General features: G+C 73.2%; 21 protein-coding genes. 6 read left to right on the forward strand and 15 right to left on the reverse strand.

Features of this window, described 5'->3' with window-relative positions:
• Nucleotides 1-23 precede the first annotated feature (23 nt).
• Both JOD49_RS04605 and JOD49_RS04610 read right to left on the reverse strand, forming a co-directional pair.
• Nucleotides 24-587, reverse strand: a complete 564-nt coding sequence (locus JOD49_RS04605; RefSeq protein WP_307822382.1) for a GNAT family N-acetyltransferase — start codon at nucleotides 585-587, stop codon at nucleotides 24-26.
• Between the two features lie 40 nt (nucleotides 588-627).
• Nucleotides 628-4,452 carry an Rne/Rng family ribonuclease gene (locus tag JOD49_RS04610; protein WP_307822383.1) on the reverse strand — a complete coding sequence of 1,275 codons (3,825 nt, stop codon included), beginning with the start codon at nucleotides 4,450-4,452 and terminating at the stop codon, nucleotides 628-630.
• 513 nt (nucleotides 4,453-4,965) lie between these two features.
• Between JOD49_RS04610 and JOD49_RS04615 the strand changes: the two genes are divergently transcribed.
• The 4 genes from JOD49_RS04615 to cydC are packed head-to-tail and all read left to right on the forward strand — an operon-like array spanning nucleotide 4,966 to nucleotide 11,338.
• Nucleotides 4,966-6,486 carry a cytochrome ubiquinol oxidase subunit I gene (locus tag JOD49_RS04615; protein ID WP_205306165.1) on the forward strand — a complete coding sequence of 507 codons (1,521 nt, stop codon included), beginning with the start codon at nucleotides 4,966-4,968 and terminating at the stop codon, nucleotides 6,484-6,486.
• 33 nt (nucleotides 6,487-6,519) lie between these two features.
• Complete coding sequence (gene cydB, locus JOD49_RS04620) at nucleotides 6,520-7,695, forward strand: cytochrome d ubiquinol oxidase subunit II (protein ID WP_205306166.1); 1,176 nt, start codon at nucleotides 6,520-6,522, stop codon at nucleotides 7,693-7,695.
• Complete coding sequence (cydD, locus tag JOD49_RS04625; RefSeq protein ID WP_205306167.1) at nucleotides 7,692-9,494, forward strand: thiol reductant ABC exporter subunit CydD; 1,803 nt, start codon at nucleotides 7,692-7,694, stop codon at nucleotides 9,492-9,494. The genes cydB and cydD overlap by 4 nt, the downstream gene beginning before the upstream one ends.
• The gene (cydC, locus tag JOD49_RS04630) at nucleotides 9,491-11,338 is read left to right on the forward strand and encodes a thiol reductant ABC exporter subunit CydC (RefSeq protein WP_205306168.1); all 1,848 of its coding nucleotides are present in this window, start codon (nucleotides 9,491-9,493) and stop codon (nucleotides 11,336-11,338) included. Before cydD ends, cydC begins: the two co-directional genes overlap by 4 nt.
• 25 nt (nucleotides 11,339-11,363) lie before the next feature.
• Here the strand turns inward: cydC and JOD49_RS04635 are convergent, their stop codons facing one another.
• From JOD49_RS04635 to JOD49_RS04645, 4 genes are read right to left on the reverse strand one after another with little or no spacing between them, the layout of a single operon-like run.
• Nucleotides 11,364-12,752 (reverse strand): dipeptidase, encoded by a 1,389-nt coding sequence (locus tag JOD49_RS04635; RefSeq protein ID WP_307822385.1) that lies wholly within the window; start codon nucleotides 12,750-12,752, stop codon nucleotides 11,364-11,366.
• The gene (locus tag JOD49_RS04640; RefSeq protein WP_205306169.1) at nucleotides 12,749-13,249 is read right to left on the reverse strand and encodes a hypothetical protein; all 501 of its coding nucleotides are present in this window, start codon (nucleotides 13,247-13,249) and stop codon (nucleotides 12,749-12,751) included. The genes JOD49_RS04635 and JOD49_RS04640 overlap by 4 nt, the downstream gene beginning before the upstream one ends.
• Nucleotide 13,250: 1 nt before the next feature.
• Nucleotides 13,251-13,463 carry a hypothetical protein gene (locus tag JOD49_RS19985; RefSeq protein ID WP_239525141.1) on the reverse strand — a complete coding sequence of 71 codons (213 nt, stop codon included), beginning with the start codon at nucleotides 13,461-13,463 and terminating at the stop codon, nucleotides 13,251-13,253.
• The gene (locus tag JOD49_RS04645; RefSeq protein WP_239525142.1) at nucleotides 13,460-14,803 is read right to left on the reverse strand and encodes an APC family permease; all 1,344 of its coding nucleotides are present in this window, start codon (nucleotides 14,801-14,803) and stop codon (nucleotides 13,460-13,462) included. The genes JOD49_RS19985 and JOD49_RS04645 overlap by 4 nt, the downstream gene beginning before the upstream one ends.
• Nucleotides 14,804-15,065: 262 nt before the next feature.
• Here JOD49_RS04645 and JOD49_RS04650 point away from each other — a divergent pair, with 262 nt between their 5' ends.
• A complete protein-coding gene (locus JOD49_RS04650) occupies nucleotides 15,066-16,061 on the forward strand; it encodes a phosphoglycerate dehydrogenase (RefSeq protein ID WP_372441217.1) in 996 nt (331 codons plus the stop codon).
• Between the two features lie 81 nt (nucleotides 16,062-16,142).
• On the opposite strand, the gene mutM is transcribed toward JOD49_RS04650, so the two are convergent.
• The 6 genes from mutM to coaD all read right to left on the reverse strand — a co-directional run bounded on the left by mutM (nucleotide 16,143) and on the right by coaD (nucleotide 19,964).
• On the reverse strand, nucleotides 16,143-17,126 hold the full coding sequence (mutM, locus tag JOD49_RS04655) for a bifunctional DNA-formamidopyrimidine glycosylase/DNA-(apurinic or apyrimidinic site) lyase (protein WP_205306170.1): 984 nt from the start codon (nucleotides 17,124-17,126) through the stop codon (nucleotides 16,143-16,145).
• The gene (gene rnc / locus JOD49_RS04660; protein ID WP_307822386.1) at nucleotides 17,119-17,880 is read right to left on the reverse strand and encodes a ribonuclease III; all 762 of its coding nucleotides are present in this window, start codon (nucleotides 17,878-17,880) and stop codon (nucleotides 17,119-17,121) included. The genes mutM and rnc overlap by 8 nt, the downstream gene beginning before the upstream one ends.
• Before the next feature lie 5 nt (nucleotides 17,881-17,885).
• Nucleotides 17,886-18,080 (reverse strand): 50S ribosomal protein L32, encoded by a 195-nt coding sequence (gene rpmF, locus JOD49_RS04665; RefSeq protein WP_030150858.1) that lies wholly within the window; start codon nucleotides 18,078-18,080, stop codon nucleotides 17,886-17,888.
• A gap of 2 nt (nucleotides 18,081-18,082) precedes the next feature.
• Nucleotides 18,083-18,670: a YceD family protein gene (locus JOD49_RS04670; protein WP_056648462.1), complete on the reverse strand. Its 588-nt coding sequence runs from the start codon at nucleotides 18,668-18,670 to the stop codon at nucleotides 18,083-18,085.
• 221 nt (nucleotides 18,671-18,891) lie between these two features.
• Nucleotides 18,892-19,410, reverse strand: a complete 519-nt coding sequence (locus JOD49_RS04675) for an ATP synthase subunit B family protein (RefSeq protein WP_205306172.1) — start codon at nucleotides 19,408-19,410, stop codon at nucleotides 18,892-18,894.
• The gene (gene coaD, locus JOD49_RS04680) at nucleotides 19,407-19,964 is read right to left on the reverse strand and encodes a pantetheine-phosphate adenylyltransferase (protein WP_205306173.1); all 558 of its coding nucleotides are present in this window, start codon (nucleotides 19,962-19,964) and stop codon (nucleotides 19,407-19,409) included. The genes JOD49_RS04675 and coaD overlap by 4 nt, the downstream gene beginning before the upstream one ends.
• Nucleotides 19,965-20,102: 138 nt before the next feature.
• Here coaD and JOD49_RS04685 point away from each other — a divergent pair, with 138 nt between their 5' ends.
• Nucleotides 20,103-20,990 (forward strand): hypothetical protein, encoded by an 888-nt coding sequence (locus tag JOD49_RS04685; protein WP_205306174.1) that lies wholly within the window; start codon nucleotides 20,103-20,105, stop codon nucleotides 20,988-20,990.
• 114 nt (nucleotides 20,991-21,104) lie between these two features.
• Here JOD49_RS04685 and rsmD read toward each other — a convergent pair whose 3' ends face one another.
• From rsmD to JOD49_RS04700, 3 genes are all read right to left on the reverse strand, one after another.
• On the reverse strand, nucleotides 21,105-21,689 hold the full coding sequence (gene rsmD, locus JOD49_RS04690) for a 16S rRNA (guanine(966)-N(2))-methyltransferase RsmD (protein WP_205306175.1): 585 nt from the start codon (nucleotides 21,687-21,689) through the stop codon (nucleotides 21,105-21,107).
• Between the two features lie 70 nt (nucleotides 21,690-21,759).
• Complete coding sequence (locus tag JOD49_RS04695; RefSeq protein ID WP_205306176.1) at nucleotides 21,760-24,123, reverse strand: ATP-dependent DNA helicase RecG; 2,364 nt, start codon at nucleotides 24,121-24,123, stop codon at nucleotides 21,760-21,762.
• Nucleotides 24,120-25,847 carry a DAK2 domain-containing protein gene (locus tag JOD49_RS04700; protein ID WP_205306177.1) on the reverse strand — a complete coding sequence of 576 codons (1,728 nt, stop codon included), beginning with the start codon at nucleotides 25,845-25,847 and terminating at the stop codon, nucleotides 24,120-24,122. Before JOD49_RS04700 ends, JOD49_RS04695 begins: the two co-directional genes overlap by 4 nt.
• Nucleotides 25,848-26,097 lie beyond the last annotated feature (250 nt).

Consider the following 26,097-nt stretch of genomic DNA (forward strand, 5'->3'; position numbering starts at 1 on the left):
GTCGGTCCAGCGCCCCACGAGGCTCAGCCCCGCGCGTCCCACTCGGAGCGCAGCACACCCATGACGACCGAGTCGTACCGCCGCCCACGCACGATCCGCGCGTCCCGGAAGCGGCCCTCCTCGACGAATCCGAGGCGTCGGCCGACGCCCAGCATCGGCGCGTTGCCGGACCACGTCGCGAAGTCCAGCCGCGCCCAGTCGGTCGCCGAGAACAGGTAGGTCGTCCACAGCGCGAGCGCCTCGCGACCGATCCCTCGCCCGCGCACGGCCGGGTCGTAGACACCGATGCCCATGCGCGCCCACGCGGTCTCCTGCGACTCCCAGTACCAGGAGACGGTGCCGACGAGGTGGTCGTCGGCGTCCGCGATCACGGCCGAGCGGGGTGGCAGACCGTCCACCACCCCGTGCGGTGTCTGCGCGATGGCGGCGACGCGCGCGTCGGCCTGCGCGTCGTCGGGCACGGGGTAGTACGGCCCGTCCCACTCGTGCCACTCGTGGTGGGGACGCAGCCACTCACGGAAGACGGCGAGGTCCGCGGGCCGCCAGCCTCGGAGCCGGGCAGCATGCCCGACGCCGTAGACCGGCACCTGCGGATCCCTCGCCGTCATCGGTGGTACAGCGCGTGCGTCAGTCGGCGTCGCCCTGCGGCGCGGCGCCCTCGTCGGGCGCCTCGTCGGTCACGTCAGCCGCCGACGCAGCCTCCCCAGCAGGCGTCTCGTCAGCGGCGGCCTGCTCGACCGGAAACGAGTCCTGGTCGTCGGCGACCTCCGGGGCACCCTCCGTGGACTCGGCGTCCGTCAGCGCGGTCTCGATCCCGACCGCCTCGGCCTCGGCCGACTCGGTCCCGACCTCGGTGACCTCGGTGACCTCGGTGACCGAGGCCTCGGCGACCGTGACCTGCTCGGCCGGCGCGACGCCGTCGTGCTCGTGGTCGTGCTCGTGGGCGTGCGCCGCCGCGGCCGCGATCGTGGCGAGCGTGGCCTTGACGGCCTCGCGCGCCTCCGAGGTGACCTCGGGCAGCACCGGGACCACGGGGGCGGCAGCCGGCGCCGTCTCCTTGGTCGCACGCTTGCGGCGCGACCGGGAGCGCGAGCCCTCCGACTCGGCCGGCTCCTCCTGCTCGGCGACGGGCGCGGCGACGTGCTGGTGACCGCCGCCGTTGTTCGAGCCGCCCGACTTCTCGATCGGGTCGGTGTGCACGATGAACCCGCGACCGTTGCAGTGGTCGCACGTCTCGCTGAACGCCTCGACCAGGCCCTGGCCCACGCGCTTGCGGGTCATCTGGACCAGGCCGAGCGAGGTGACCTCGGCGACCTGGTGCTTGGTGCGGTCGCGGCCCAGGCACTCGACGAGGCGACGCAGCACCAGGTCACGGTTGGACTCGAGCACCATGTCGATGAAGTCGATGACGATGATGCCGCCGATGTCGCGCAGGCGGAGCTGACGGACGATCTCCTCGGCCGCTTCGAGGTTGTTGCGCGTCACGGTCTCCTCGAGCGTGCCACCGGAACCGGTGAACTTGCCCGTGTTGACGTCGACGACCGTCATGGCCTCGGTGCGGTCGATCACGAGCGAACCGCCCGAGGGCAGCCAGACCTTGCGGTCCATGCCCTTGGCGAGCTGCTCGTCGACGCGGTGCGCCGAGAAAGCGTCCTTCTCGGACGTCCAGCGCGAGACGCGCTCCTTGAGGTCCGGTGCGAGCTCGGCGACGTAGCTCGAGATCTCGTTCCAGGCGTTGTCGCCCGAGACGACGAGCGAGCTGAAGTCGTCGTTGAAGATGTCGCGGACGACGCGGATCGCGAGGTCCGGCTCACCCTGGAGCAGCGCCGGGGCGGAGACCGACTTGGCCTTCTTCTCGATCGCCTCCCACTGGCTCTGCAGGCGCTCGACGTCGGCGCGCAGCTCGTCCTCGCTCGCGCCCTCGGCGGCCGTGCGCACGATCACGCCCGAGCCCTCGGGGACGACCTCGCGCAGGATCTTCTTGAGCCGGGCACGCTCGGTGTCCGGGAGCTTGCGCGAGATGCCGGTCATGCCGCCGCCCGGCACGAACACGAGGTAGCGGCCCGCGAGCGTGATCTGCGACGTCAGGCGAGCGCCCTTGTGACCGATCGGGTCCTTGGTGACCTGGACCAGCACGGAGTCGCCCGACTTGAGCGCCTGCTCGATACGACGCGGCTGCCCGTCGAGGCCCACGGCGTCCCAGTTGACCTCGCCCGCGTACAGGACCGCGTTGCGGCCCTTGCCGACGTCGATGAACGCGGCCTCCATGGACGGCAGGACGTTCTGGACGCGGCCCAGGTAGACGTTGCCGGCCATCGAGACCTGCGACTGCTGCGAGACGTAGTGCTCGACGAGCACACCGTCCTCGAGCACCGCGATCTGGGTACGGCCGTTCTTCTCGCGCACGATCATCGAGCGCTCGACCGACTCGCGGCGGGCCAGGAACTCGGCCTCGGTGATGATCTGACGGCGACGGCCGGCGTCGCGGCCCTCACGGCGGCGCTGACGCTTGGCCTCGAGGCGCGTCGAGCCCTTGAGCGCGGTCACCTCGTCCGAGGACGTGCTGCCGCTGCGCTCGCGGGTGCGGGTGCGGGTCGACGAGGACGTCGAGACCGTCGTGGAGACGCTCGCACCGTCGCCGCCCTCGGCACGGCCCCCACGACGACGACGGCGGCGGCGACGGCTCGATCCCGAGCCCTCCTCGCCGTCGTGCTCGTCGTGCTCCTCGGAGGTCGGCTCGTCGGCGTGCTCGTCCCTGTCTCCTGCTCCTCCTGCGGCCGTGTCCGACGGCTGCTCGGAGCTGTCGTCGGAGGGCTCGTCGTCCCCGTCGTCGTCGCCGTCCGTGCGCAGGTCACCGCCGCGCGAGCGGCGGCCGCGGCCACCGCGTCGACGGCGACGGCGCGGCGCGCCCTGCTCGTCGTCCTCGTCGGACGCCGGCTGCTCGTCGGTCTCGACGACGATCTCGAGGTCGTCGGCCTCGAACGCGTCGGCGGGGATCTCGACGCCCTCGGCGACGAGCTCGGCCTCGATCAGCTCGATCTCCTCGACCGCGGCGAGGTCCGCCCCGGCGAGCTCGACCTCCACGGCGGGCGACGGGTCGGCTGCGGGCTCCGCGACGGGAGCCGCGGGGCCCTGGGCGGAGGGCGTCGTCGACCCGCTGGTCGACGGTGCGCCCGCGCCACGGCGGGCCGACCGGCCACGTCCGCCGCGCGTGCGTGCGGGGGCCTCACGCTGCTCGACCTGGGCCGGCTCGGCGGGCGCCTGCGTGGCCTGCGCGGCGGGAGCCTCGGGGGCCGGCGTCTCCTCGCGGGCGGGTGCCTCCTCGACCGAGCGCGTGCCCGGCGTGGCGAAGCTCGGCATGGCGTCGGTGGGCGACGTCGTGGGGCGCACGACACGGCGCGAACGGCGCGGCGCGGCCGCCGGGTCCGGCGCCTGGAACAGGAGCGCGGTCGTCGCGAGACGCGGCGTGGCCGAGCCGCCGCCGGTCGAGGCGGTGGACGCCGTCGGCGCCGGGGTCTCGTCGGTGGCGGGCACCTCGGCCTCTGCCTCGGCCTTGGCCGCTGCCGAGACCTTGTTGACGCGGCGCGAACGCACCTTGGGCGCGACGGGCTCGGCGGGAACCTCGACCACGGGCGCGGTCTCCTCGACGGGGGCCTTGGACGTCGCACGGCGACGCTTGGCGGGCGCCTTCTCGGCGGGAGCGTCGACGGGCGCCTGCGTGGTGGTCTCCTCGACCGACGGTGCGAGGGTCTGCGCCGCGGAGGAGCGCGTGGCCCGACGGCGCGTCGTCGCCGGGGCGGCCGGCTCGTCCACGGCAGGGGTCGCCTCGGCGGCAGGGGCAGCTGCGGGCACCTCGACCGCGGGCTCCGCTGCGGGCTTGCGGGTACGACGGGCGCGGGCGGGCTTCTCGGCCGGCTCCTGCTCGGCGGCGGGCTTGAGCCCGAGCTCGGAGAGCACGTCGAGGACCGGCGCGTCAGCGGCGGCGCGGGCCGCGGCACCGCGCTTGCCGCCACGGCGGGGAGCGTCGGCCGTCGTGGACGGGGCGGACGCCTGCGCCGAGGCGGTCGGGGCCTTCTCGGCGGGCGCGTCGACCGGCGTGCTCGTCCGAGCGCTCGTGACGGGCGCGGCGTCGTCGGCGGTGGGCGCCGAGGCGGGGGTCGTCGTCGGGCGCACGACACGACGCGAGCGGCGCGGCGCGGCCTCGGCGGAGGGGAGCTCGATCCCGAGCGAGCCCGTGGGGGCCTCGGGGTTGACGGGGTTGACGGCCGCGGCCTGCGCGGGGGCCTTCGCGGCGGGGAGGGAGAGCTGGACCGCGGGCGCCTGGGCGGCGACCTCGGCAGAACCGGGCGCTGCCGCGGTCCGGGTGACCCGTCGTCGGGCCGGCTTCTTGGTGGGTGCTGCGTCCTGGCCGGCGGTCGAGCTCGTCGAGTCAGGGGTGTTGTCGAGGGTCACGCGATGCGCTCCTGGTACCCCGAAGGTCCGTCCCACATCGTGCGGCCCGTTCGGGCGGTTGTCGTCGCTCGGGACGTGCGCATCGCAGCGCTGTCGTCCCCGCGACGGAAGTCGGCGGTGGCGGCTCGGGCAAGGGCGGGCGGCGGGGGGCGCCTCGCCGTCCGGGCCATTCATCCCGTCCGGCGGCGCTCCGCGAGCCGCGGACTGCGGTTGCGTCGAGCACGTACTGGGCGCGGAGGAGATGTGGTCCCCCTTGCTGGGTCAAGTATCGCACAGCCGACGTCGATCAGATGGGCATCTACCGGTCCGTCGTCCGTGTCGTCCAGAGGACCAAGGTCCCGACTCGGACCTTGTGAAGGTTCTCACAAACTGTCGTTTCCCGAGAGTTTTGGCGCCTGCTCCCCTCGCCGATGGTGCAGATTGGTCATAGCGTCGGCAGTAGGAACGCTGACCCTGCCCTGAGACCCCCCTCAGGATCCCCCGGTAGCCCCCAGGAACCCCCCAGGAGCGTTTGTGGACGTCCTCGATCTCGCGAGGTGGCAGTTCGCCATCACGACCGTCTACCACTTCATCTTCGTGCCGTTGACGATCGGGCTCGCTCCTCTCGTCGCCATCATGCAGACCGCATGGGTGCGCACGGGGAACGAGCGGTGGCTCAAGCTCACCAAGTTCTTCGGCAAGCTCCTCCTGATCAACTTCGCGATCGGCGTCGTGACCGGGATCGTGCAGGAGTTCCAGTTCGGCATGAACTGGAGCGAGTACTCGCGCTTCGTCGGAGACGTCTTCGGTGCCCCGCTCGCCATGGAGGCGCTCGCCGCGTTCTTCATCGAGTCCACGTTCCTGGGCCTGTGGATCTTCGGCTGGGACCGCCTGTCCAAGAAGGTGCACCTCGCGTGCATCTGGGCCGTGGCGATCGCCGTGAACCTCTCCGCGTTCTTCATCCTCGCGGCCAACTCCTGGATGCAGCACCCCGTCGGGACCATCTACAACCCCGAGACCGGGCGCGCCGAGATGAACGACATCTGGGCCGTGCTGTCCAACAACACGCTGTGGGCCGCGTTCCCGCACACCATCACCGCGGCGTTCCTCACCGCGGGCACCTTCGTCGCCGGCATCGCCGCCTGGTGGATGGTGCGCCTCGTGCGCACCAAGAAGGCCGAGAACATCGAGCTCGCGCGCAACGTCTACCGCCCGGCCATCACACTCGGCGTCATCGCGATGATCGTCGGCGGGCTCGGGGTCGCGGTCAGCGGCGACTTCCAGGCCAAGCTCATGTTCCAGCAGCAGCCCATGAAGATGGCCGCCGCCGAGGCCCTGTGCGAGAGCTCGCCCGACGGCGCCCCCTTCTCGATCCTCGCGATCGGCGACCTGTCCGACTCGTGCGAGGGCGTCAACCACATCCTCGAGATCCCGGGCCTGACGTCCTACCTCGCCGAGGGCAGCTTCAACGCTCCCCTCCCGGGCGTCGACGAGGTCCAGCAGTCCATGACCGAGCGGTACGGCGACGTCACCGCGGACGGCGAGCCCGTCAACTACTCCCCCAACCTGGCCCTGACCTACTGGAGCTTCCGGCTCATGATCGGCTTCGCGATCGGGTCGATCGTCCTGTCCGCCATGGCGCTGTGGCTGACCCGCAAGGGCCGGGTCACGGACAACAAGTGGTTCGCCCGCGTCGGCATCTGGGCCATCCCCATGCCGTTCATCGCGTCGTCCTTCGGCTGGATCTTCACCGAGACAGGGCGCCAGCCGTGGGTCGTCGCGCCCAACCCGTCGGGCATCGACTCGATCCGCCTGCTGACCGAGCGTGGCGTGTCGACGGTCGTCAGTCCCGGCATGGTGCTGACCTCGATGATCGTCTTCACGCTGGTCTACGGAGCCCTCGCGGTCGTGTGGTTCAAGCTCATCCACCGCTACTCGGTCGAGGGCGTGCCCGAGATCGTGCACGACGACTCCCCCGAGGCGCGCGCCAAGGGCGACCCCGACGACCCGGACTCGGCCGACGAGTCCGACCGCCCCCTGTCCTTCGCGTACTGACGCGCTCTGACGGCTCAAGGAGACCCAGTACTCATGGAACTCACCATTCTCTGGTTCGTGCTCATCGCGATCCTGTGGATCGGCTACCTGGTCCTCGAAGGCTTCGACTTCGGCGTGGGCATGCTCCTGCCGATCCTGTCCCGCAGCAAGGACAAGGCGAAGAAGGACACCGAGCGTCGGCTCGTCATCAACACGATCGGCCCGGTCTGGGACGGCAACGAGGTCTGGCTCATCACCGCCGGTGGTGCGACGTTCGCGGCCTTCCCCGAGTGGTACGCCACGCTCTTCTCCGGGTTCTACATCCCGCTCTTCCTGATCCTGCTCGCGCTCATCGTGCGCGGCGTCGCGTTCGAGTACCGCGGCAAGATCAACGACGACCGGTGGCGTGCCCGGTGCGACCAGGCGATCGTCTTCGGGTCGTGGATCCCCGCGATCCTGTGGGGCGTCGCGTTCGCCAACCTCGTCCGGGGCGTCGAGCTCGACGCCGCGCACCAGTACGTGGGCGGCTTCTGGGCCCTGCTCAACCCGTTCGCGCTGCTGGGCGGCCTGACCACGACGCTCCTGTTCCTCATGCACGGTGCCGTGTTCATCGCGCTCAAGACCGACGGCGAGATCCGCGTCAAGGCCCGCCGCCTGGCCGGGTACTTCTCGATCGCCTCGGTCGTCGTGGCCGGTGGTTGGGCCGTGTGGGCGCAGGTCGCCTACTCGGTGCCGTGGACCTGGGCAGCGGTCGCCGTGGCGGCCCTCTCGCTCATCGGCGTGGTGCTCGCCAACGCCAAGGCCCGCGAGGGCTGGGCGTTCCTGTTCTCCGCGCTCGCGATCCTCTCCGCGACCGTGCTGATCTTCGGGTCGATGTACCCCGACGTGATGCCGGCGCTCGACCCCGCGAACTCGCTGAACATCGACAACGCGTCCTCGACGCAGTACACGTTGACCGTCATGACGTGGGTCGCCGTGTTCCTGGTACCGCTCGTGCTGGTCTACCAGTCGTGGACGTACTGGGTGTTCCGCCGTCGCCTGTCGACCAAGGACATCCCGCCGCCCATCGGGCTCTCGCTCAAGAAGCTCAAGGACTCGGCGTTCGGCGGGCCGTCCTCGGGCAGCGCCAAGAACCTGGACCTGACCCCCGCCACGGGTGAGCGGGACCCGGGGACGGACGCGGCGGCGTCGGGCCGGACGAACGACGACCCCGGCAGCACCTCCGCGTGAAGCCCCTCGATCCACGGCTCCTGCGTCAGGCGCGGGCGGCCCGCGGGTACGTCGTGCTCACGGCGGTGCTCGGCCTCTTCACGGCCGGGCTCGTCGTGGCCCAGGCGCTGCTCATCGCGAGCGTCCTCGCCCCCGCGATCCAGGGCAGCCTCTCGCTGCCCGACGTCGCCACCCCCCTCACGTGGCTCGCCGCGGTCGTGGTGGCGCGCGCCGTGGTCGCGTGGGCGCAGGAACGGTTCGCGCTCAAGGCCGCGATCACGACCGTCGCGGAGCTCCGCGAGCAGGTCGTCAGCCACGCGGTGGCCCTCGGGCCCCGCTGGCTGGCGACCGGCCGCGGGCCGGCCGTCGCGACGCTCGCCACGCGCGGGCTCGACGACCTCGAGCCCTACATGGTCCGGTACCTGCCCCAGCTCCTGCTGGCCGCGACCGTCACCCCCGCGACGCTCGCCGTCGTGCTGGGCCTCGACTGGATCTCCGCGATCATCATCGCGGTCACGATCCCCCTCGTCCCGCTCTTCATGATCCTCGTCGGGCAGCTCACGGCCGGGACCTCCGAGCGACGCCTCCAGGTCATGCAGCGGCTCGGCTCCCAGGTCCTGGACCTGCTGGCCGGTCTCCCGACCCTGCGCGCGTTCGGGCGCGAGCACGGCCCCGAGAAGCGCGTGCGCGCGCTCGGCGACGCCAACCGCCGCGCGACCATGGGGACCCTGCGCGTCGCCTTCCTGTCCGGCATGGTCCTCGAGCTGCTCACGACGCTGTCGGTCGCGCTCGTCGCGGTCGGGATCGGGCTGCGCCTGGTGTACGGCGAGGTCGGGCTCGAACCCGCGATCGCCGTCCTGGTCCTGGCGCCCGAGGTCTACCTGCCGCTGCGGCAGGTCGGCCTGCACTTCCACGCCTCGACCGACGGGATCGCCGCGGCCAACCAGGTGTTCGAGGTGCTCGACGAGCCGCTGCGGCCCGTCGGGACCACCCCGGCCCCCGCCCTGGCCGGGGCCCGGATCACGTTCGACGGGGTGAGCGTGCGTGCGGGAGACCGCGACGTGCTGGCCCCGGCCGCGCTGACGGCGTCGTTCGGGACCCCGCCGACGCCGGGGGGTGACGGGGCCTCCGGAACCGGCGCGGCGCCGTCGGGCACCGTGGTGGCGCTGACCGGGCCCAGCGGCTCCGGCAAGACGACCACGGCCCTGGTGCTCCTCGGCCTGCTCGCGCCCGACGCGGGACGCGTCCTGGTGACCCCCGCGGACGGCGAGCCCGTCGACCTCGCGGACGTCGACCCCAGCACGTGGTGGCCGCAGGTCGCCTGGGTGCCGCAGCGCCCCACGCTCACCCCGGGCACCGTGCGCGACGTGGTCCTCGACGGTCGCGACGTCTCCGAGCACGAGCTCGCCGACGCAGCCCGCCTGTCCGGGCTCGACGCCGTGCTCGAGACCCTGCCCGACGGCTGGGCGACCAGGATCGGCCAAGGCGGGGTGGGCCTGAGCGTGGGCCAGCGCCAGCGCGTGGCCCTCACGTCCGCGCTGCTGGGGGACCCCTCCCGCGTCCCCCTCGTGGTGCTCGACGAGCCCACGGCCCACCTCGACGCGCGCGGGGAGCAGGCCGTGCTCGACGCGGTCCGTGCCTGGCGCGACCAGGGACGCACGGTCGTCGTCGTCGCGCACCGCACGAGCCTCGTCGAGCTCGCCGACCAGGTCGTGACGGTGGCCTCGGCCGCGCTCCCGCCCTCCTCCCCGGACGGGGCTCCCGACGGCGATCCCGTCGCACCCGCGTCGTCCGCCCCGTCGTCAGGAGCCGTCGCATGAGCGACCTCGACCAGTCCCCCGGCGCCACCGCCACCGGCCGCGCGAACCGCGGCGGCACGTCGACCACGTCCGGCACCGACCCGCTGTGGCGCGCGGTCCGGCTCCTCGACGTGAGCTGGGGCCGGGCCGCCAAGGCCGTCGGCCTCGGGTCGCTGGCCCTGGCGAGCTCGGTGGGCCTCGCGGCCGTGGCCGCCTGGCTCATCGCGCGCGCCTCGCAGATGCCCCCCGTGCTCCAGCTGTCCATGGCGACCGTGGCCGTGCGCGCGTTCGGCATCTCGCGCGGCGTGTTCCGCTACCTCGAACGCCTGGCCTCGCACGACGTGGCGCTGCGCGGCATGGCCTCGCTGCGCGCGAACGTGTACACCTCGTTGGCCTCGGGGCGTACAGCAGCCGTGGCAGGTGTACGACGCGGCGACCTGCTCGCCCGCGTGGGGGCCGACGTCGACTCCGTGGGCGACGTCGTCGTCAAGGCCATGATCCCCGCCGGGGTCGCGCTCGTGGTGTCGGTCGGGTCGGTGGTCCTGGTCGGGGCGTTCCTGCCCTCGGCCGGCCTGGCCCTGCTCGCGTGCCTGCTCCTCGCCGGGGTCCTGGGGCCGTGGCTCTCCGCGCTGGCCGCCCGCCGGACCGAGGAGCGCGGGGCCACGGCGCGCGCCGAGATGACCTCGACCGTGCTCGAGACGCTCGAAGGAGCGGGTCCCCTGACCGTCTCGGGGCGCCTCGCCCAGCGGATGGACGCGCTGCGGCGCACCGACCACGAGCTGGCGGCCGTCACGAACTCGGGCGCGCGGACCTCGGGCACGGCTGCCGCGATCAACAACGCGGCGATCGGGCTCGCGGTCCTGGCCGCGCTGCTGCTCGGCATCCCCGCCGTCGCGGCAGGGACGCTGACCCCGGTCGAGCTCGCCGTCGTCGTGCTCACGCCGCTCGCGGTGTTCGAGGCTGCGGGTGTGCTGCCCGGCGCGGCCGTACAGATGCACCGCTCGCGCCAGGCCGCCCGCCGCATCATGGAGCTGCTGGACGCCGCGGCCGCCCCCGGACCGGGAGACGTGTCAGAACCAGCGAGCGCCAGAGGTCACGCTCGTTCTGACAAGCCGGCAGTCAGCCTCCGCAGCGCGGCGTGCGGCTGGGACGGTCGAGCGGCCGTGGCCGGGGTCGACCTCGTGGTGCGCCCGGGCCGTGCGGTCGCGGTCGTCGGCCCGTCCGGTGTGGGCAAGACGACCCTGCTCATGACGACCGCGGGGCTCATCCCGCAGGTCGCGGGGAGCGTGTCCCTCGACGACGCACCGATCGCGACCTTCCCGCCCGACGACGTCGCGCACCAGGTCGTCTTCGTCGCCGAGGACGGGCACGTCTTCGACACCACGGTGCTCGAGAACCTGCGGGTCGCCCGGGGCGACGTGACCCCGGACGAGGCGTCGGCCGCGCTGGTCGACGTGGGCCTCGGCGAGTGGCTCGCGGGGCTGCCCGAGGGCGTCGACACGACCCTCGGGCCGGACGCGACGACGATCTCCGGCGGGGAACGCCGCCGGCTCCTCGTCGCACGGGCACTGCTGGCTCCCGCTCCCCTGCTGCTCGTCGACGAGCCCGCCGAGCACCTCGACCCGGCGACCGCCGACGAGCTGCTCACCCACCTCGTGCAGACCACCCGCACCGGCGAGCGCGGGATCGTGATCGCGACGCACCGGTTGTCGGCGCTCGCCGCGGTCGACGAGGTGCTGCTCCTGGGGCGGGCGGCCGACGCGTCACCCGACGCACCGGCGACCGTGCTGGCCCGGGGCACCCACGCGGAGCTGCTGGCACACGACGAGGGCTACCGCTGGGCGCTGGCGCAAGAGGCCGTCTGACCCCCGGCAGCCGTGCTCCTGGGCCTCAGGCTCCGGACGCCCCCAGGCGAGACAGGAACAGTGCCTCGCCGACCGCGAGCTGCTCGATCTCGCTCGGTGCGACCGACTCGTTGGGCGCGTGGATGAGGCACGCGGGCTCCTCGACGCCGAGCAGCACGATCTGCGCGTCGGGATACCCGGACGCGAGCACGTTGCACAGCGGGATCGAGCCGCCCTGCCCGGCCGTCACGGTCTCCTTGCCGAACGCGTCGGCCAGGGCTCGCGAGAGCGTGTCGAACACGGGCCCGTCGGTCCGTGCCTGGAACGGCTGTCCGACGGCGTCGCGCACCGTCGTGACCTTGACCCCCCAAGGCGCGTGCGCCTCCAGGTGGGCCACGAGCTTGTCCTGGAGGTCGCGCGCGTCCGCGCCCGGCGGGATGCGCAGGTTGAGGCGGGCGGCCGCGCGCGGCTGGATCGCGGCGGCCGAGCCCACGACGCTCGGTGCGTCGATGCCCAGGATCGTCACGGCCGGACGTGCCCAGAGCTGGTCGGAGACGCGCCCCGACCCGAGGAGGCGCGTGCCGGGAAGCATCCCGGCGTCGCTGCGGAACTGGTCCGGGTCGTAGTCGACCCCGGGCCACGTCGCGTCGGCGATCTCCGCCGGGATGCCGTCGATCGTGGTGTTGCCGACCTCGTCGCGCAACGAGGACAGGAGGTGGACGAGGGCCGCGAGCGCGTCGGGGGCCGCGCCCCCGAACATGCCCGAGTGGATCTCCCCCTCGAGGGCCTCGACCGTCACGACCACGTTGGCCGCGCCGCGCAGCGACACGGTGAGCGTCGGCAGGCCCAGCGTCGCGTTGCCCGTGTCCGCGACGAGGATCGCGTCCGCGGAGAGGTCGCCCGGGTGGGCCTCGACGTACTGGTCGAGCCCTGCGGTGCCCTGCTCCTCGGAGCCCTCGATGACGATACGGATGCCGACCGGGTAGTCGTCGCCGCCGAGCGCTCGCAGGGCCCGCAGCGCCGTGAGGTGCGTGACGATGTTGCCCTTGCAGTCCGCGGAGCCCCGGCCGTAGAGGCGCCCGTCCCGCTCGGTCAGCTCGAACGGGGGTGTGCGCCACGCCGCGTCGTCGAGCGGCGGCTGCACGTCGTAGTGCGAGTACAGCAGGACGGTCGGCGCCCCGGGAGGCCCGGGGCGGTACCCCAGGACCACGTGCGACCCGTCGGGGGTCTCCTCGAGGTGCGCGTCGTCGATCCCCTCGGCCCGGAACGCGTCGGCGACCCAGTGGGCCGCCCGCTCGCAGTTCTCCTTCGGGAACAGCCGTTCGTCGGCGACCGACGGGATCGCGACGAGCGTCCGCAGGTCGTCGAGCGCTCGAGGCAGCAGCGACGCCACCTGCTGCTGGACAGGGGTCAGGTCTACCGGTGTGCTGGTCACGAGTCCTCCGGGGTGGTCGTGTTCTCGTCGAGGTTGAGGGAGTCGACGTAGGCGTCGAAGTCGTCGAGCTGCTCGGGGCAGTACACCTCGATCACGAGGCGGTCCCCGGCGAGTCGTCGCTCGTCGACGAGCGACGGCCTGCTGCCCGGCCCCGTGGCCCCGTTCGTGGACCCGAGGTTGGCCGTCGCCTTCACCAGGGCGGCCGGGTCGGTGCAGAACCCGCCACCGTCGGCGCCGAGGACCGCGACGATCTGGTCCTCGTCGAAGGCCGTGATGCCGATCGCCTCGAACTCGGCGTGCAGCTCGGCGGCCCGCTGCTCCGCGAGCTCACGGTCCTGCGCGGCGTGGTAGTTGGTGTAGAGCACCGCCATGAGGAGTCCCACCGCGACCGCGAGCAGCGCTGCGGCGGTGTAGAGGATCCACCGTCGGGAGTCGCCCGGCTCGTCCTCGTGCTGTGGCAGGCCACCCGGGCCGTCCGTCGTCGACGTCGTGGTCATGTCAGCCCTCCTGCGGTCCGTCGGCGGGGGCGTCGACGAGCGGTTCCTCCGGCCTCCCGACGTTGGCCGGGTTCTTCCACCCCGGCTTGCGCAGGAAGTAGAAGAGCGCGGGCACCAGGATCCCGACGACCCCGAGACCGCCGCCCACGATCAGCAGGTAGGCCCCGCCGCTGCCGCTCGAGAACTGCGCAGGCGGCACGAAGCCGATGATCATGGCCGCGACCGACGCGAGGAAGCCGACCGTGCACAGCAGCGTGAGCGCCGGTGCGCGATACCGCGCGGGTGGTCGGGCTGGTTGCGTCGCAGCCGGACGGCCGCGACGAACAGCAGCAGGTACATGATCAGGTAGACCTGCGTCGTGATGACCGACAGGATCCAGTACGAGCTCGACACGTCGGGGATGAACGCGTACAGCAGGGCGATCACCGTCGTCACGAGGCCCTGCGAGACCAGGATGTTCTGCTGGACGCCGTGCTTGTTGAGCTTCTGCAGGAAGGGCGGCAGGTAGCCCTCCTCGCGCGCCACGGTCAGCAGGCCCTTGGACGGTCCGGCGAGCCACGTGAGCATGCCACCGAGCGAGGCCGCGATGAGCATGAGGCCCAGGATCGGGGTCAGCCAGCTCACACCGAAGTTGGCGAAGAACGCGTCGAAGGCCTGCATGACGCCCGCCGTGAGGCTGAGCTGGTCGGCCGGGATGACCCAGCTGATCGCGAGCGCCGGGAGGATGAAGATCACCAGGACCAGGCCGATCGCGAGGAACATCGAGCGCGGGAACTCCTTGGCCGGCTTGCGCAGGCTCGTCACGTGCACCGCGTTCATCTCCATGCCCGCGTACGACAGGAAGTTGTTGACGATGAGCACGAGGGACGCGATCCCGGTCCACTGCGGCAGCAGGTGGGAGGCGTCCATCGGGGCGGCCGAGGTGTTGCCCTGCCCGAGGAACACGAGCCCCAGGACGACGAGCAGTGCGCCGGGCACCAGCGTCCCGATGACGAGCCCGAAGCTCGACAGCCCTGCGACGGCCTTGGTGCCCTGCGACGAGACCCAGACCCCCGTCCAGAACAGCACCACGATGACGATCGCGACGTAGACCCCGTTGCTCGCGAGCGACGGGTTGATGACGTACGCGAAGGTGCTCGCCACGTACCCGAGCAGGCTCGGGTAGTAGAAGATCGTCATCGCGAACTGGCACCAGATCGCGAGGAAGCCCGCGGGCTTCGAGATGCCGTCCGCGACCCAGCGGTAGACACCTCCGGACCAGCCGGACGCGAGCTCGGCCGAGACGAGCGACGTCGGCAGCAGGAACACGAGCGCGGGCACGATGTAGAGGAACACCGCCGCCAGCCCGTAGACCGCCATGGTCGGCGCGGCACGCAGGCTCGCGACCGACGACGTGATCATGAAGGCGAGCATCAGCCACGTGATGTAGTTCTTGGGGGTCCTCGCCGTGATCGCCGCGCGCATCTCCTCACGGGTGGGCGGGGTCCCGCGGGTGCCTGTCGCGGCCGTCGAGGTCGCCCCCGTCTCGCCCGACTCCGCAGTGGATGAGGCCATCGTTCCTCCGTGCCGCCAAGACCCCCGGGACGGGCGGGTCGCCGTGAACCGCTGGGATGTGCCAGACGTTGCGAACATATCGCCAGGGACCGGTTTGCGCCCCTGGAACGCGAGGAGCCCCGCACGGTGGTCCGCCTGGTCGGATCGGACGGCGTCGGCGCTGGTAGCGTCGGCGTGTCCGTCGCACCGCGGGCCGCGAGCCGCTCGGCGCCCGACGTCCGCACCACGACCGCCCGCCGCACCTGCCCCCGTCTGGAGCCCCGTGAAGATCCTCGTCCCCGACACGATCTCGCTCGATCTCGTCCCGGGACCCGAGGACGGCCCGACGGGGGCCGGCTCGACTCCCCCGGACCTGACGGCCGCCACGGACGAGGTCGTCGAGTACGACGCCGCCGCTCCCCTCCCCGTCGAGCACCGCGACGCGGACGTCCTGGTCGCCTGGGCCAACACCCCCGAGAACCTCTCCGACGCAGCGGCCCACCTCCCTCGGCTCCGCTGGGTCCAGACGCTCGCGGCCGGTCCGGACGCGGTCCTGGCGGCCGGCTTCGCCCACGAGGTGGTCGTGACGAACGGCCGGTCGCTGCACGACGGCCCGGTGGCCGAGCACGCCCTGGCGCTCACGCTCGCGGCCGTCCGACGCCTCGACCGGACCGGCGTGGCACAGCGCGAGCACCGGTGGGACTCCGCGATGGTCGACGAGCAGGCAGACCCGGCGACGAGCGGACGATTCACACTGCACGGCGCGCGCGTGACGATCTGGGGGTTCGGGTCGATCGCGTCGGCCCTCGCGCCCCTCTACGCGGCACTGGGAGCGCACGTCACCGGGGTCGCGAGCACGGCGGGCGACCGGCACGGCTTCCCGGTCGTGACGGACGAGGACCTGCCGTGGGTCCTCGCCACGACCGACGTCCTGGTCTCGTTGCTGCCCGCGGTCCCCGCCACGCGGCACGCGTTCGACGCGACGCGCATCGGTCAGCTCCCCGCGCACGCGTGGTTCGTCAACGTCGGGCGGGGGGCCACGGTCGACGAGGGTGCCCTGGTCGCCGCGCTGCGCGAGGGCCGGCTCGGCGGCGCGGCCCTGGACGTGACGGAGACCGAGCCTCTGCCCGCAGACTCCCCGCTCTGGGACGCCCCGCGCACGATCATCACGCCGCACGTCGCGGGCGGGCGTCCGCAGGGCGCGGCGGCCCTGGTCCGGGAGAACCTGGCGAACCTGCGTGCGGGCCGACCGCTGCGCAACGTGGTCCCGCGCGGCTGAGAACGGTCCGGCCGCGCCCGACCCACCTCGGCCGCGCCCGGGTCGACCGGCTCGTCCGGCTCGGCCGGCTCGTCCGGGCGCCTACCAGCGAGCGTTCCGCGGCACCTTCTGGCACACGGGGCACGTGTACGACGACCGGTTCATGAACTCGTCCCGCCGCACGAGCGCCCCGCAGCGCGTGCACTCCTCGCCCTCGCGCCCGTACACCGCGAGCGAGCGCGAGAAGTACCCGGACTGCCCGTTGACGTTGACGTAGAGCTCGTCGAAGCTGGTCCCGCCCTGGGCGAGGGCCTCACGCATGACCTCCTCGGCGGCGTCGAGCACGCGGTGCGCCTCGGCGAGCCGGAGGGTGTCGGTGGGGCGCGCGTAGTGCAGGCCGGCGCGCCACAGCGCTTCGTCGGCGTAGATGTTCCCCACCCCGGACACGAGGCGCTGGTCGAGGAGGGCTCGCTTGATGCCGGTCCGACGACGGCGGATCGCCCTCGCGAGGTCGTCACGCCGCAGCGCGGGGTCGAGCAGGTCGCGCGCGATGTGGGCGGCGGGCTCGGGGATCTCCGCGAGCGCGGAGCCCCAGCCTCCGGGACCACCGTCGGCGGTCGGCGCGAGGTCTGTCACGGACAGGTGCCCGAAGGTCCGCTGGTCCACGAAGTCGAGGGTTCGCGGCGTCCCGGGCTCCCCGGGGAGCGCGGACAGCTCGAGCCGGACGCGCAGGTGCGGCACCTTGTCCACCGCAGCCGTACCCGAGCGGACCAGCAGCTGGCCGCTCATGCCCAGGTGCGCCATGAGCGCGGTGACGTGCGCGCCCGCGGGCGCCGCGCCGTCGGGCAGGGGGATGCGACCCGAGGCGTCGGCGGGCGCCTGCGACAGAAGCAGCCACAGGTACTTGCCGCGGCGCACCGCCGCGCCCACGTGCTGGCCGACGAGCTGGCCGCGGAAGCTCTCGGGGCCGCCCTCGTGGCGACGGACCGAGTAGTCGCGCAGGACCTCGACGCCCGTGACGACCCGGCCCGTGACGTGCCGGGCGAGGCCGTCCCGGACGGTCTCGACCTCGGGGAGCTCAGGCAACGGTGGTGCCCGGCTCGTCGGGCTCGTCCTGGTCCTGGTCGGGTGCCCGCGAGGCGGGCAGCGGCAGCTCGACGATCGCCCGGTAGGCCATCTCGGCGGCGTCCTGCTCGGCGTACTTCTTGGCCGAGCCGTTGCCCGTGCCGTAGACGACGCCGTCGAGCGAGACCTCGGACATGAAGGTGCGGGCGTGGTCGGGTCCGTCACCCTGGCTCGTGTAGGCGGGCGCACCGAGGTTCCGTGCGGCCGCGGCCTCCTGGAGCGACGTCTTCCAGTCGAGGCCCGCACCCAGGTCTGCGGCGACGGCGAGCGTCGGGTCCACGAGCCGGTGCACCAGCTCGCGCGTGACCTCGAGGCCGTGGCTCAGGTAGGTCGCGCCGATGAGGGCCTCGACGGTGTCCGACAGGATCGAGTCCTTGTCGTTCCCGCGCGTGCGCACCTCGCCCTTGCCGAGCAGGATGTACCCGCCGAGCCCCAGGGTGCGCGCGATCGCGGCGAGGGACTTCTGCGAGACCGTGGCGGCACGCATCTTGGCGAGCTCACCCTCGGGGAGGTCCGGGTGTCGGCGGTACAGGGCCTCGGTCACGACCAGGCCCAGGACCGCGTCGCCGAGGAACTCGAGGCGCTCGTTGGTGGGGATCCCGCCGTGCTCGTGCGCGAAGGAACGGTGCGTCAGTGCAAGCACGAGAAGCTCGGGATCCAGGTGGATCCCGAGCCTCTCGAGAAGACCGGCGGCCGCGGGGGCGTCCGGCGTCACGCTATTCAGCCTGCGTGCTCGGTGCGCAGCGCCTCGACGTACTGACGGCTCTTGTAGGTGCCGCAGGTCGGGCACGCAGCGTGCGACAGCTTGTCGCCCTTGCACTGCGGGCAGGTCGTGAGGTTCGCGGCGGTGGTCTTCCACTGCGAACGACGCGCACGGGTGTTGCTGCGCGACATCTTGCGCTTCGGAACAGCCACGGCTAGCTCTCTTTCGTCTCGTCGGACACGCTCGGATCCTCGAGCATGCTCTGTAGTGCCGACCACCGGGGATCGACAATGTCGTGCGAGTGATCAGGATCCTCAGCCAGACGTGCTCCGCACTCGGAGCACAGGCCCTGGCAATCGGGCTGACACAACGGTCTGAATGGTAGTGCAGTGACGACGGAATCCCGAAGCGCGGGCTCGAGATCGATCAGGTCGCCCTCGAGCTCGTACACCTCGTCCTCGTCGTCACCGGACTCTGCCGCGGCCTTCGCACGCTCGGGATACACGAACAGCTCCTGGATGTCCGCGACGACGTCAGCCGTCACCGGTTCCAAGCACCGCACGCATTCCCCGACCGCCTGGGCCTGAGCAGTCCCCGTCACCAGCACACCGTCCATCACCGATTCGAGCCGGACGTCCAGCTCGAGGTCGGTGCCTTCAGGGATGCCGATCACGACGGTTCCGAGGTCGGCCGGGGCCTTGACCGAGCGAGTCACCTCACGCATCGATCCGGGACGCCGACCGAGCTCGTACGTGTCGAGCACAAGAGGCGAGCGCGAGTCGAGAGTGATGGGTTCCTCCACAGGGTTTCGACGACCCGAGCGGGCCATCGGTGTTCAAGGTCACAGCACACGAGCCGTCCCCGCGAGAAGTCGGGGGATGGACAGGTGTCCTCGGTCCCAGCCGATGACAGGCAGGACCAACGGACTATCTTACGGCATCCCCGAACCACCGTCGAACCTCGCGAACTGCCCGACGTGCGGCGCACCGCACCCCGCGACGACCCGCCCCCGGGAGGCCCGGGCTACTCCCCCGACCCCTGGTAGTCCCCGATGCGCTGGGCGAGCTTGGCACGCCCCGCGTGGACCTGCGCCATGATCTTGCCCAGGTCCACCTCGAACTCCGCGAGGCGACGGTCGCAGTAGTCGTCGGCGTCGACACGCAGCTCGGCCGCGGTGCGTTCGGCCTCCGCGACGATGGACCGCGCCTGCGCCTCGGCCTGGACCGTGACCTGCTCCTTCTGGACCAGCTCGATCGCCCGTGCCCGCGCCGTGGTGAGGATGTCCTCGGCCTGCCGGTTGGCGTCCTCCAGGACCGTGTTGGCCTCGGCCAGGACCTCGTCCGCGTGCGCGAGCTGCTCGGGCAACGCCTGACGCATCTCGTCGACGAGCGCCAGGGCGTCGGCCTTGTGCACGAGGACCGAGGACGACATGGGCATGGCCCGGGCGTTCTCGACGAGCAGCGCGAGGTCGTCGAGGATCACGTGGAGACCCGCCTCGGTCTGCGCCTCGTCCTCGGTCTGCCCGAGCGGGTGGTCGTTCATCGGCCTGTTCCTTCCGTGGTGGGGGTGCCCTGCTGCGACTGCTCGCCGGCCGGCGACGCGCCTGCCGCGCGGTCCGCGAGCGCCTGGCGGACGAGGTCACCGACGCCCGCGGGCACCAGGTCGTCGACGGGACCGCCGAAGCGGGCCACGTCCTTGACGAGCGAGGACGCGACGTGGGCGAGCGCGGGGTCGCCGGGCACGAACACGGTCTCGACGCCCACGAGGTGGCGGTTCATGAGGGCCATGGGCAGCTCGGCGTCGAAGTCCGCGCCGCCGCGCAGCCCCTTGACGACGGCCGCCGCCCCGACCTCGCGGCAGAAGTCCACGAGCAGACCGGGCACGATCTCGACGCGGACGTCCTCGAGCCCCGGGCTCACGGCGAGCGCCGCGCGGGCGATCTCGACACGCTGCTCGGCGGTCAGCAGGGCGGACTTGGACGAGTTGCGGGCGACCCCCAGGACGACCTCGTCGAACAGGGACCGCGCTCGGCGGACGATGTCGAGGTGGCCGAGGGTGAGGGGGTCGAACGACCCCGGGCAGACGGCGATGGTCACCTCGCCACGGTAGTACACGCCCCGCAGGATTCCGGGCAGGTCAGGGGGGTCGGGCGCCGTGCGGACCGGCCGAGGTGGGCGGACGAGGCCCTGGCAGCCGCGCTGCGGGCCGGTCCGGGGAGCGGCAGGATGGGGGCCATGCCTCCCGAGTCCGGTCCCGTCGTCGTCCCCCTGCGTTCCGTCGAGCAGCTCACGCAGCTCTACCGGGACGTGCTCAGCCCGTCCTTCCCGCCCGCCGAGCTCGTCTCGCTCGACTCGTTCCTCGCGGACCACGCGGCGGGGCACCTGGAGTCGTTGGGCGTCGTCGAGGTGCCCGACGGCGCCGCTCCCCCGGCCGGTCCGGCCACGGCGGGCTCGGGGCCGGGCGGGGCAGGCACCGGGCCGGGCGGGGCAGGCACCGGCTCGGGCGGGTCCGGCGGGGCGAGCACCGCGTCGGACGAGACCGGTCCGGGATCGAGCACCCGTGTGGTGGCGGGCGTCGTCGGGTCGTGGTCGGCCGAGGCGCGCGTCCTGCTGGTGCAGTACCTGGCGATCGCCCCGGGGCGCCGCGGGGGCGGCATCGGTGCCGCGCTGCTCGGGGCCGCGGTCTCCGCGTGGCTCACGAACCTGCGCCCGGTCATGGTGCTCGGCGAGGTCGAGCACCCGCGGTTCCACGCCGCGAGCGAGGCGCACGGCGATCCCGAGGCGCGGCTGCGGTTCTACGCGCGCCACGGTGGGCGCGTGCTCGCGGTGCCGTACTTCCAGCCGGGCAACGAGCCCGGGGCCGAGCGGGTCCCCGCGCTGCTGCTCATGACGCTCGCGACCGAGGACCCGGACGCGACGAGCGTCCCCGCCGCGCCGCTGCGCACGTTCCTGCGGGAGTACTTCGAGGGCAGCGAGGGATCCCTCGCGGACGACGCGCCCACGCGCGCCCTGCTCGACGCGGTGTCGGGCGACCGGGTCGAGCTGCTCGGGGTGGACGAGCTCGACCGGGTGCCCGTGGGGCTGCTCGACGGGTCGTCGCTGCGGGCGCCTGCTGCGGGCTGAGCCCGACCGCCCGTGAGACGGGTGGTCCGGTCCGGGACGGGCGCCGCGGCCCGTGACGGGAGGACCGTCTCGGACCTCAGCACCCGTCCGTCGCCGGCAGGAGGCGAACCGGCCTCAGGAGGCGTCGGTCTGCGACTCCTCGGCCGGCGCGGGGCCCGCGTAGTACACCGCGGTCTCGCCGTAGTCCTTGCGGGCGAGCAGCTCCCACCCGGTCGGCCAGGTCGGCTCGGGGCTGCGCGTCGACCGCTCGACCACGACGACCGCGTCCTCGACGAGCGCCGAGGTGTGCGCGAGCTGGCGCAGGAGCTCGGCGACGACGTCCTCGGAGACGTCGTAGGGCGGGTCGATGAAGACGACGTCCCACGTGGTCGACGGGCGGGACTGGACGAACTTCTCGGCCTTGTCCTGGACGACCTGCACGTTCGTCAGGCCCAGCGTCCTGACGTTGGCCCGGCAGACCTCGGCCGCGACGCGCGCCGCGTCCACGAGCACGACCCGCTGAGCCCCTCGCGAGGCCGCCTCGAGCCCGAGCGCGCCCGATCCCGCGTACAGGTCCAGGACGTAGGCGCCGTCGAGCACCCCGTAGTGCTCGAGCCGCGAGAAGATCGCCTCGCGCACCCGGTCGCTCGTGGGTCGCGTCCCCCTGGGGGGCACCTGCAGGCTGCGTCCACCGACCGTCCCGGCCACGATCCTCGTCATGCGGACAGCCTAGACGGGCGGCACGGTCACCCTCGGCGGGCGAGCCGGTCACCCTCGGCAGGCAGAACCGTCACGCGCGTTCCAGGAACTCCTCGCGCTCGGGGTCGAGCCCGCTCGCGATCGCGGCGCGCAGCTCGGGGTGCTGCTCGAGGTCCGGGTCGGCGGCGACGACCTCGGCCGCGTCGGCGCGCGCCTGCTCGATCACCGCGACGTCCTTGACGACGCGCAGCAGCCGCAGCGAGCTCGCTCTGCCGGACTGCGCCGCGCCGAGCACGTCGCCCTCGCTGCGCAGCTCGAGGTCCACGGTCGCGAGGCGGAAGCCGTCGGTCGTCTCGGCCATGGTCTCGACGCGCACGGCCGCGGGCGTCCCGGGCTCGACGGTCGAGACGAGCAGGCACAGCCCCGGCGCGGACCCACGGCCCACGCGCCCGCGGAGCTGGTGGAGCTGCGAGAGGCCGAAGCGGTCGGCGTCGAACACGACCATGACGGTGGCCTCGGGGACGTCCACGCCGACCTCGACCACGGTCGTGGAGACCAGCACCTGGACGACCCCGGACGCGAAGTCGGCCATGACCTTCTCCTTGTCCGCGGGGGGCATCTGCCCGTGCAGGACCCCGACGGCGAGCCCCCGCAGGGCCGGCACGCTCGCGAGCTCCTCGGCGACCTCGAGCACCGCGCGCAGCGGTGGGCGGTCGGAGCCGGTGGCGCTCTCGTCGAGGTCGAGGAAGTCGGGCACCTCGTCGAAGTCGTCGGTCCGGGTCTTCCTCTTCGCGGTGGCGCCCGGTCCGTCGACGGCTCCCGGGCCCGCCGCGGGCTCGTCGGGGTGGATCCGCGCGCACACCACATAGGCGCGGTGGCCTGCGTCGACCTCCTCCCGCACACGCTGCCACGTCCGGTTCATCCAGGCCTCGTTGTCCGCGGGGACGACGTGCGTCGTGATGCCCGCTCGTCCGGCCGGGATCTCGGTGAGCGAGGACGTCTCGAGGTCGCCGAACACCGTCATCGCGACCGTGCGTGGGATGGGGGTCGCGGTCATGACGAGCAGGTGCGGGCTGGTGCGGGCCTTGGCGCGCAGCGCGTCGCGCTGCTCGACGCCGAACCGGTGCTGCTCGTCGACCACGACGAGGCCGAGATCCGCGAACTGCACGTTCTCGCTCAGCAGCGCGTGGGTCCCGACGACGATCCCCGCCCGGCCGCTCGCCGCGTCGAGCAGCGCGCCCTTCTTGGCCGCGGCACTCATCGACCCCGTGAGGAGCGCGACGCGCGTGCCGTGGTCGGCCCCGCCCAGCATCCCTTCTTCCGCGAGCGGCCCCAGCAGGGTCCGCAGCGTGCGGGCGTGCTGGGAGGCGAGCACCTCGGTGGGCGCCAGGAGCGCGGCCTGCCCTCCGGCGTCGACCACCTGGAGCATCGCGCGCAGCGCGACGACCGTCTTGCCCGAGCCCACCTCGCCCTGGAGCAGACGCTGCATGGGCCGCGAGCGAGCGAGCTCGCCGGAGATCTCCTCGCCGATCTCGCGCTGGCCGGCCGTGAGCGTGAACGGCAGGGACGCGTCGAAGTCCGTGAGCGCGCTGGGCTCGCCCGGTGCGCGCAGCGGCCGCGCCGTCGCCTCCTCGGCCTCGGCCCGTGCGCGCCGCTGGGCCAGCGCGGCCTGGAGCACGAACGCCTCCTCGTAGCGCAGCCGGTCGCGGCCGTGCTGCCACTGGCGGGTGTCGAAGGGCTCGTGGACGTCCTTGAGCGCACCGTGTCGCGACCCGAACCCTCGGGCCTCGCGCACGTGGGGTGGCAGCGGGTCCGGCACCTCGTCCTCGGTCAGCGGGTCGAGGACCTGCCGGACGGCCTTCTGGATGCGCCAGCTCGGGATCGAGGCGCTCGCCGGGTAGAGCGGGATGGGGCGGCGCGCCTCGATGAGGGCGGCCTCCTCGTCGTCGGCGTCGACCCCGATGATCAGGTAGTCCGGGTGCGTGAGCTGGCGGGCCCCCCGGTAGGCGCTCACCACGCCGGTGAACAGGCCCGTGCGGCCGGGCTGGAGACGGCTCTCGTGGGTCCGGAGCGCGCCCGTGCCCTTGGCGAAGAACGTCAGCGAGAGGCGGTGGACGCCGTCGGTGACCTCGGCCTGGAGCATGGCCCCGCCGCGCGAGCGCATGGCCCGCACGGTCGCCTGGACGACGCGCGCCATGATCGTGACGTGCTCGCCCAGCACCAGGCCGCCGAGGTCGGTGAGCCTGCCCGGGTCGCCGTAGCGGCGCGGGTAGTGGCCCAGCAGGTCGCCCGTGGTCTCGAGACCCAGCTTGGCGAGGGCACCCGCCGAGCGCGGGCCGAGCACCTTGGTCAGGGGTTCGGCGAAGCGGTCCACGGATCCCGTGACGAGGTCACCGGCCAGCACCCCAGGTGCGGTCACGTGGTCCGGACTCTCGGACGTGAGGTCCTTGCTCATTCGGCACCCAGCTCCAGGTCGGCGTGGTCGCGACCCGAGTCGAGGACGACGACCTCGATGCCCGGGACGCACTGGCGGGCGATGCCGGCGACGACCTCGATCACGACCGGGTCGACGTGCCGCCCCGGCAGGACGGTCAGCACCTCGTCGTCGCTGCGCAGGAGCCCTTCGAGCGCGGGCCGGACGAGCGTCCCGTCGGCAGGGACCTGGACCGCGCGGACGTCCTCGAGGGTCGATCGCATGAGGGAGACGACGTCGTCGCCGCCCAGGGTCGCCGTGGCGAGCGCGGCCACGACGTGCAGGTCGGTGGGGGCGTCGAGCACCTCGATGCCGCGCAGGTCTCCGGCTCCCGGGCCGACGAGCCCCCCGGCCGCACGGGCCGCGTCGGCCGCGAGCACGCTCCCGGGCAGGACCACGACCTGTCGCGCTCCGGTGTCCACCGAGACACGCAGCACCTCCCCCGGCGTCGGCGCGTGGTCGGTCGCCAGGAGGACGACCGCGCCGCTGCGCGCCAGGTCCGGCACGAGGCCGGGGGCCGACGTGATGGCCACGACGCCCTGCTCAGGGGCCTCCCCCGGCACCGGGACCGCGTGCTCGTGCAGGCCGCGCGCCGCGACCTGGGTCGCGAGGTGGCGCACGCACACCTGGCGCACCCGGGCGTCACCGGCCACGGTCCGGGCGGCGTGCACGGCACGCGCCGGGTCGTCGGTGTGCACGTGCGCCTGCCAGACGCCCTCGCCCACGACCACGACCGAGTCCCCGACCTGCGTGAGGGCTGCGCGCAGCGCGTCGGCCAGGGGCCGCGTCGCGAGGCCCGGGGAGCTCGTGCCGTCGACCACGAGCATGACCTCGAACTCGCCGTCGATCCCCACGGGGGCGTGCTCGGGGAGCGTCGGACCGGCCCCCGGCCCGACCCCGTCGCTCCCGTCCACGGTCGCCCCCGCCGGAGCGGCGCCTCCTGTCGTGAGGTACCTCACGTCGCCGACGTCGGTCACCCTGCTCACCATGGGGGTCATGGTGCCGCCCGCCACCGACACGTCACCGGGGCCGGGGCCGAGCACGTCGACGGCGTCGACGGCGTCGGCCGGGTCGACGACGACCCCCAGCGCCCGGCACAGCGCGTCGAGGACGAGGACGAGCCCGCACGCCCCGGCGTCGAGCACTCCCGCACGCGAGAGGACGTCGAGCTCGCGGGGGCTGCGCAGCATGGCCTCGCGGGCCCCCGTGCGCGCCGCGAGCACGACGCCGCCCAGGTCCGCCCCGGCGCCCGCCGCCGTGCGGGCCGCGACGGCGGCCCCGTCGGCCGCGGTGAGGATCGTGCCGGGGACGGGGACGGCGACGGCCGCGTAGGACGAGCGGGCCGCGGCCTCGAGCCGGGTCGCGACCCGTAGCGAGCCCACGGGTTCGTCGGCGACCGTGGTCGCCCCCGCGAACCCCCGCAGGAACTCGCTCAGGATCACGCCCGAGTTGCCGCGGGCCCCGATCAGGGCGCCCCGCGCGAACGCGAGCAGCAACGTGTCCACGGGCGCGCCGTCGGGCACCTCACGCACAGCGCGCGCCCCCTCGGTGACGGTCAGGAACAGGTTGGTGCCCGTGTCCGCGTCCGCGACGGGGAACACGTTCGCGCTGTCGATGCGCCCCCTGGCCTCTCCCAGCGTCCGGACCGTCTCCGCCACCCATGCCCGCACCACCGCGGGCTCGATGTGTTCCGTGCCGTCCGTCACGCTCGTGGGGCTCCTTGATCGAGGTCGGGGCACGCGAGGGTGCCGAACCCCCGCAGAGCCTGCGATACTTACCGGACCACCGTAGTCCGCCCCGCTCGCTGCTCACCGCACGCGCTCGGGTCGGTTTGGGGTGGAGGGCGGCCATCGGCTACCCTATGGAGGTTGCCCGGACAGATCCGGGCGACCACGGACGTTCCCTGGCCCTGTGCCGGTTCGGAACGTTCACCCCACAGACCATTCACTACGTCGC

Origin of the sequence: Oerskovia jenensis, assembly GCF_016907235.1 — a bacterium.
Classification (GTDB): Bacteria; Actinomycetota; Actinomycetes; order Actinomycetales; family Cellulomonadaceae; genus Oerskovia; species Oerskovia jenensis.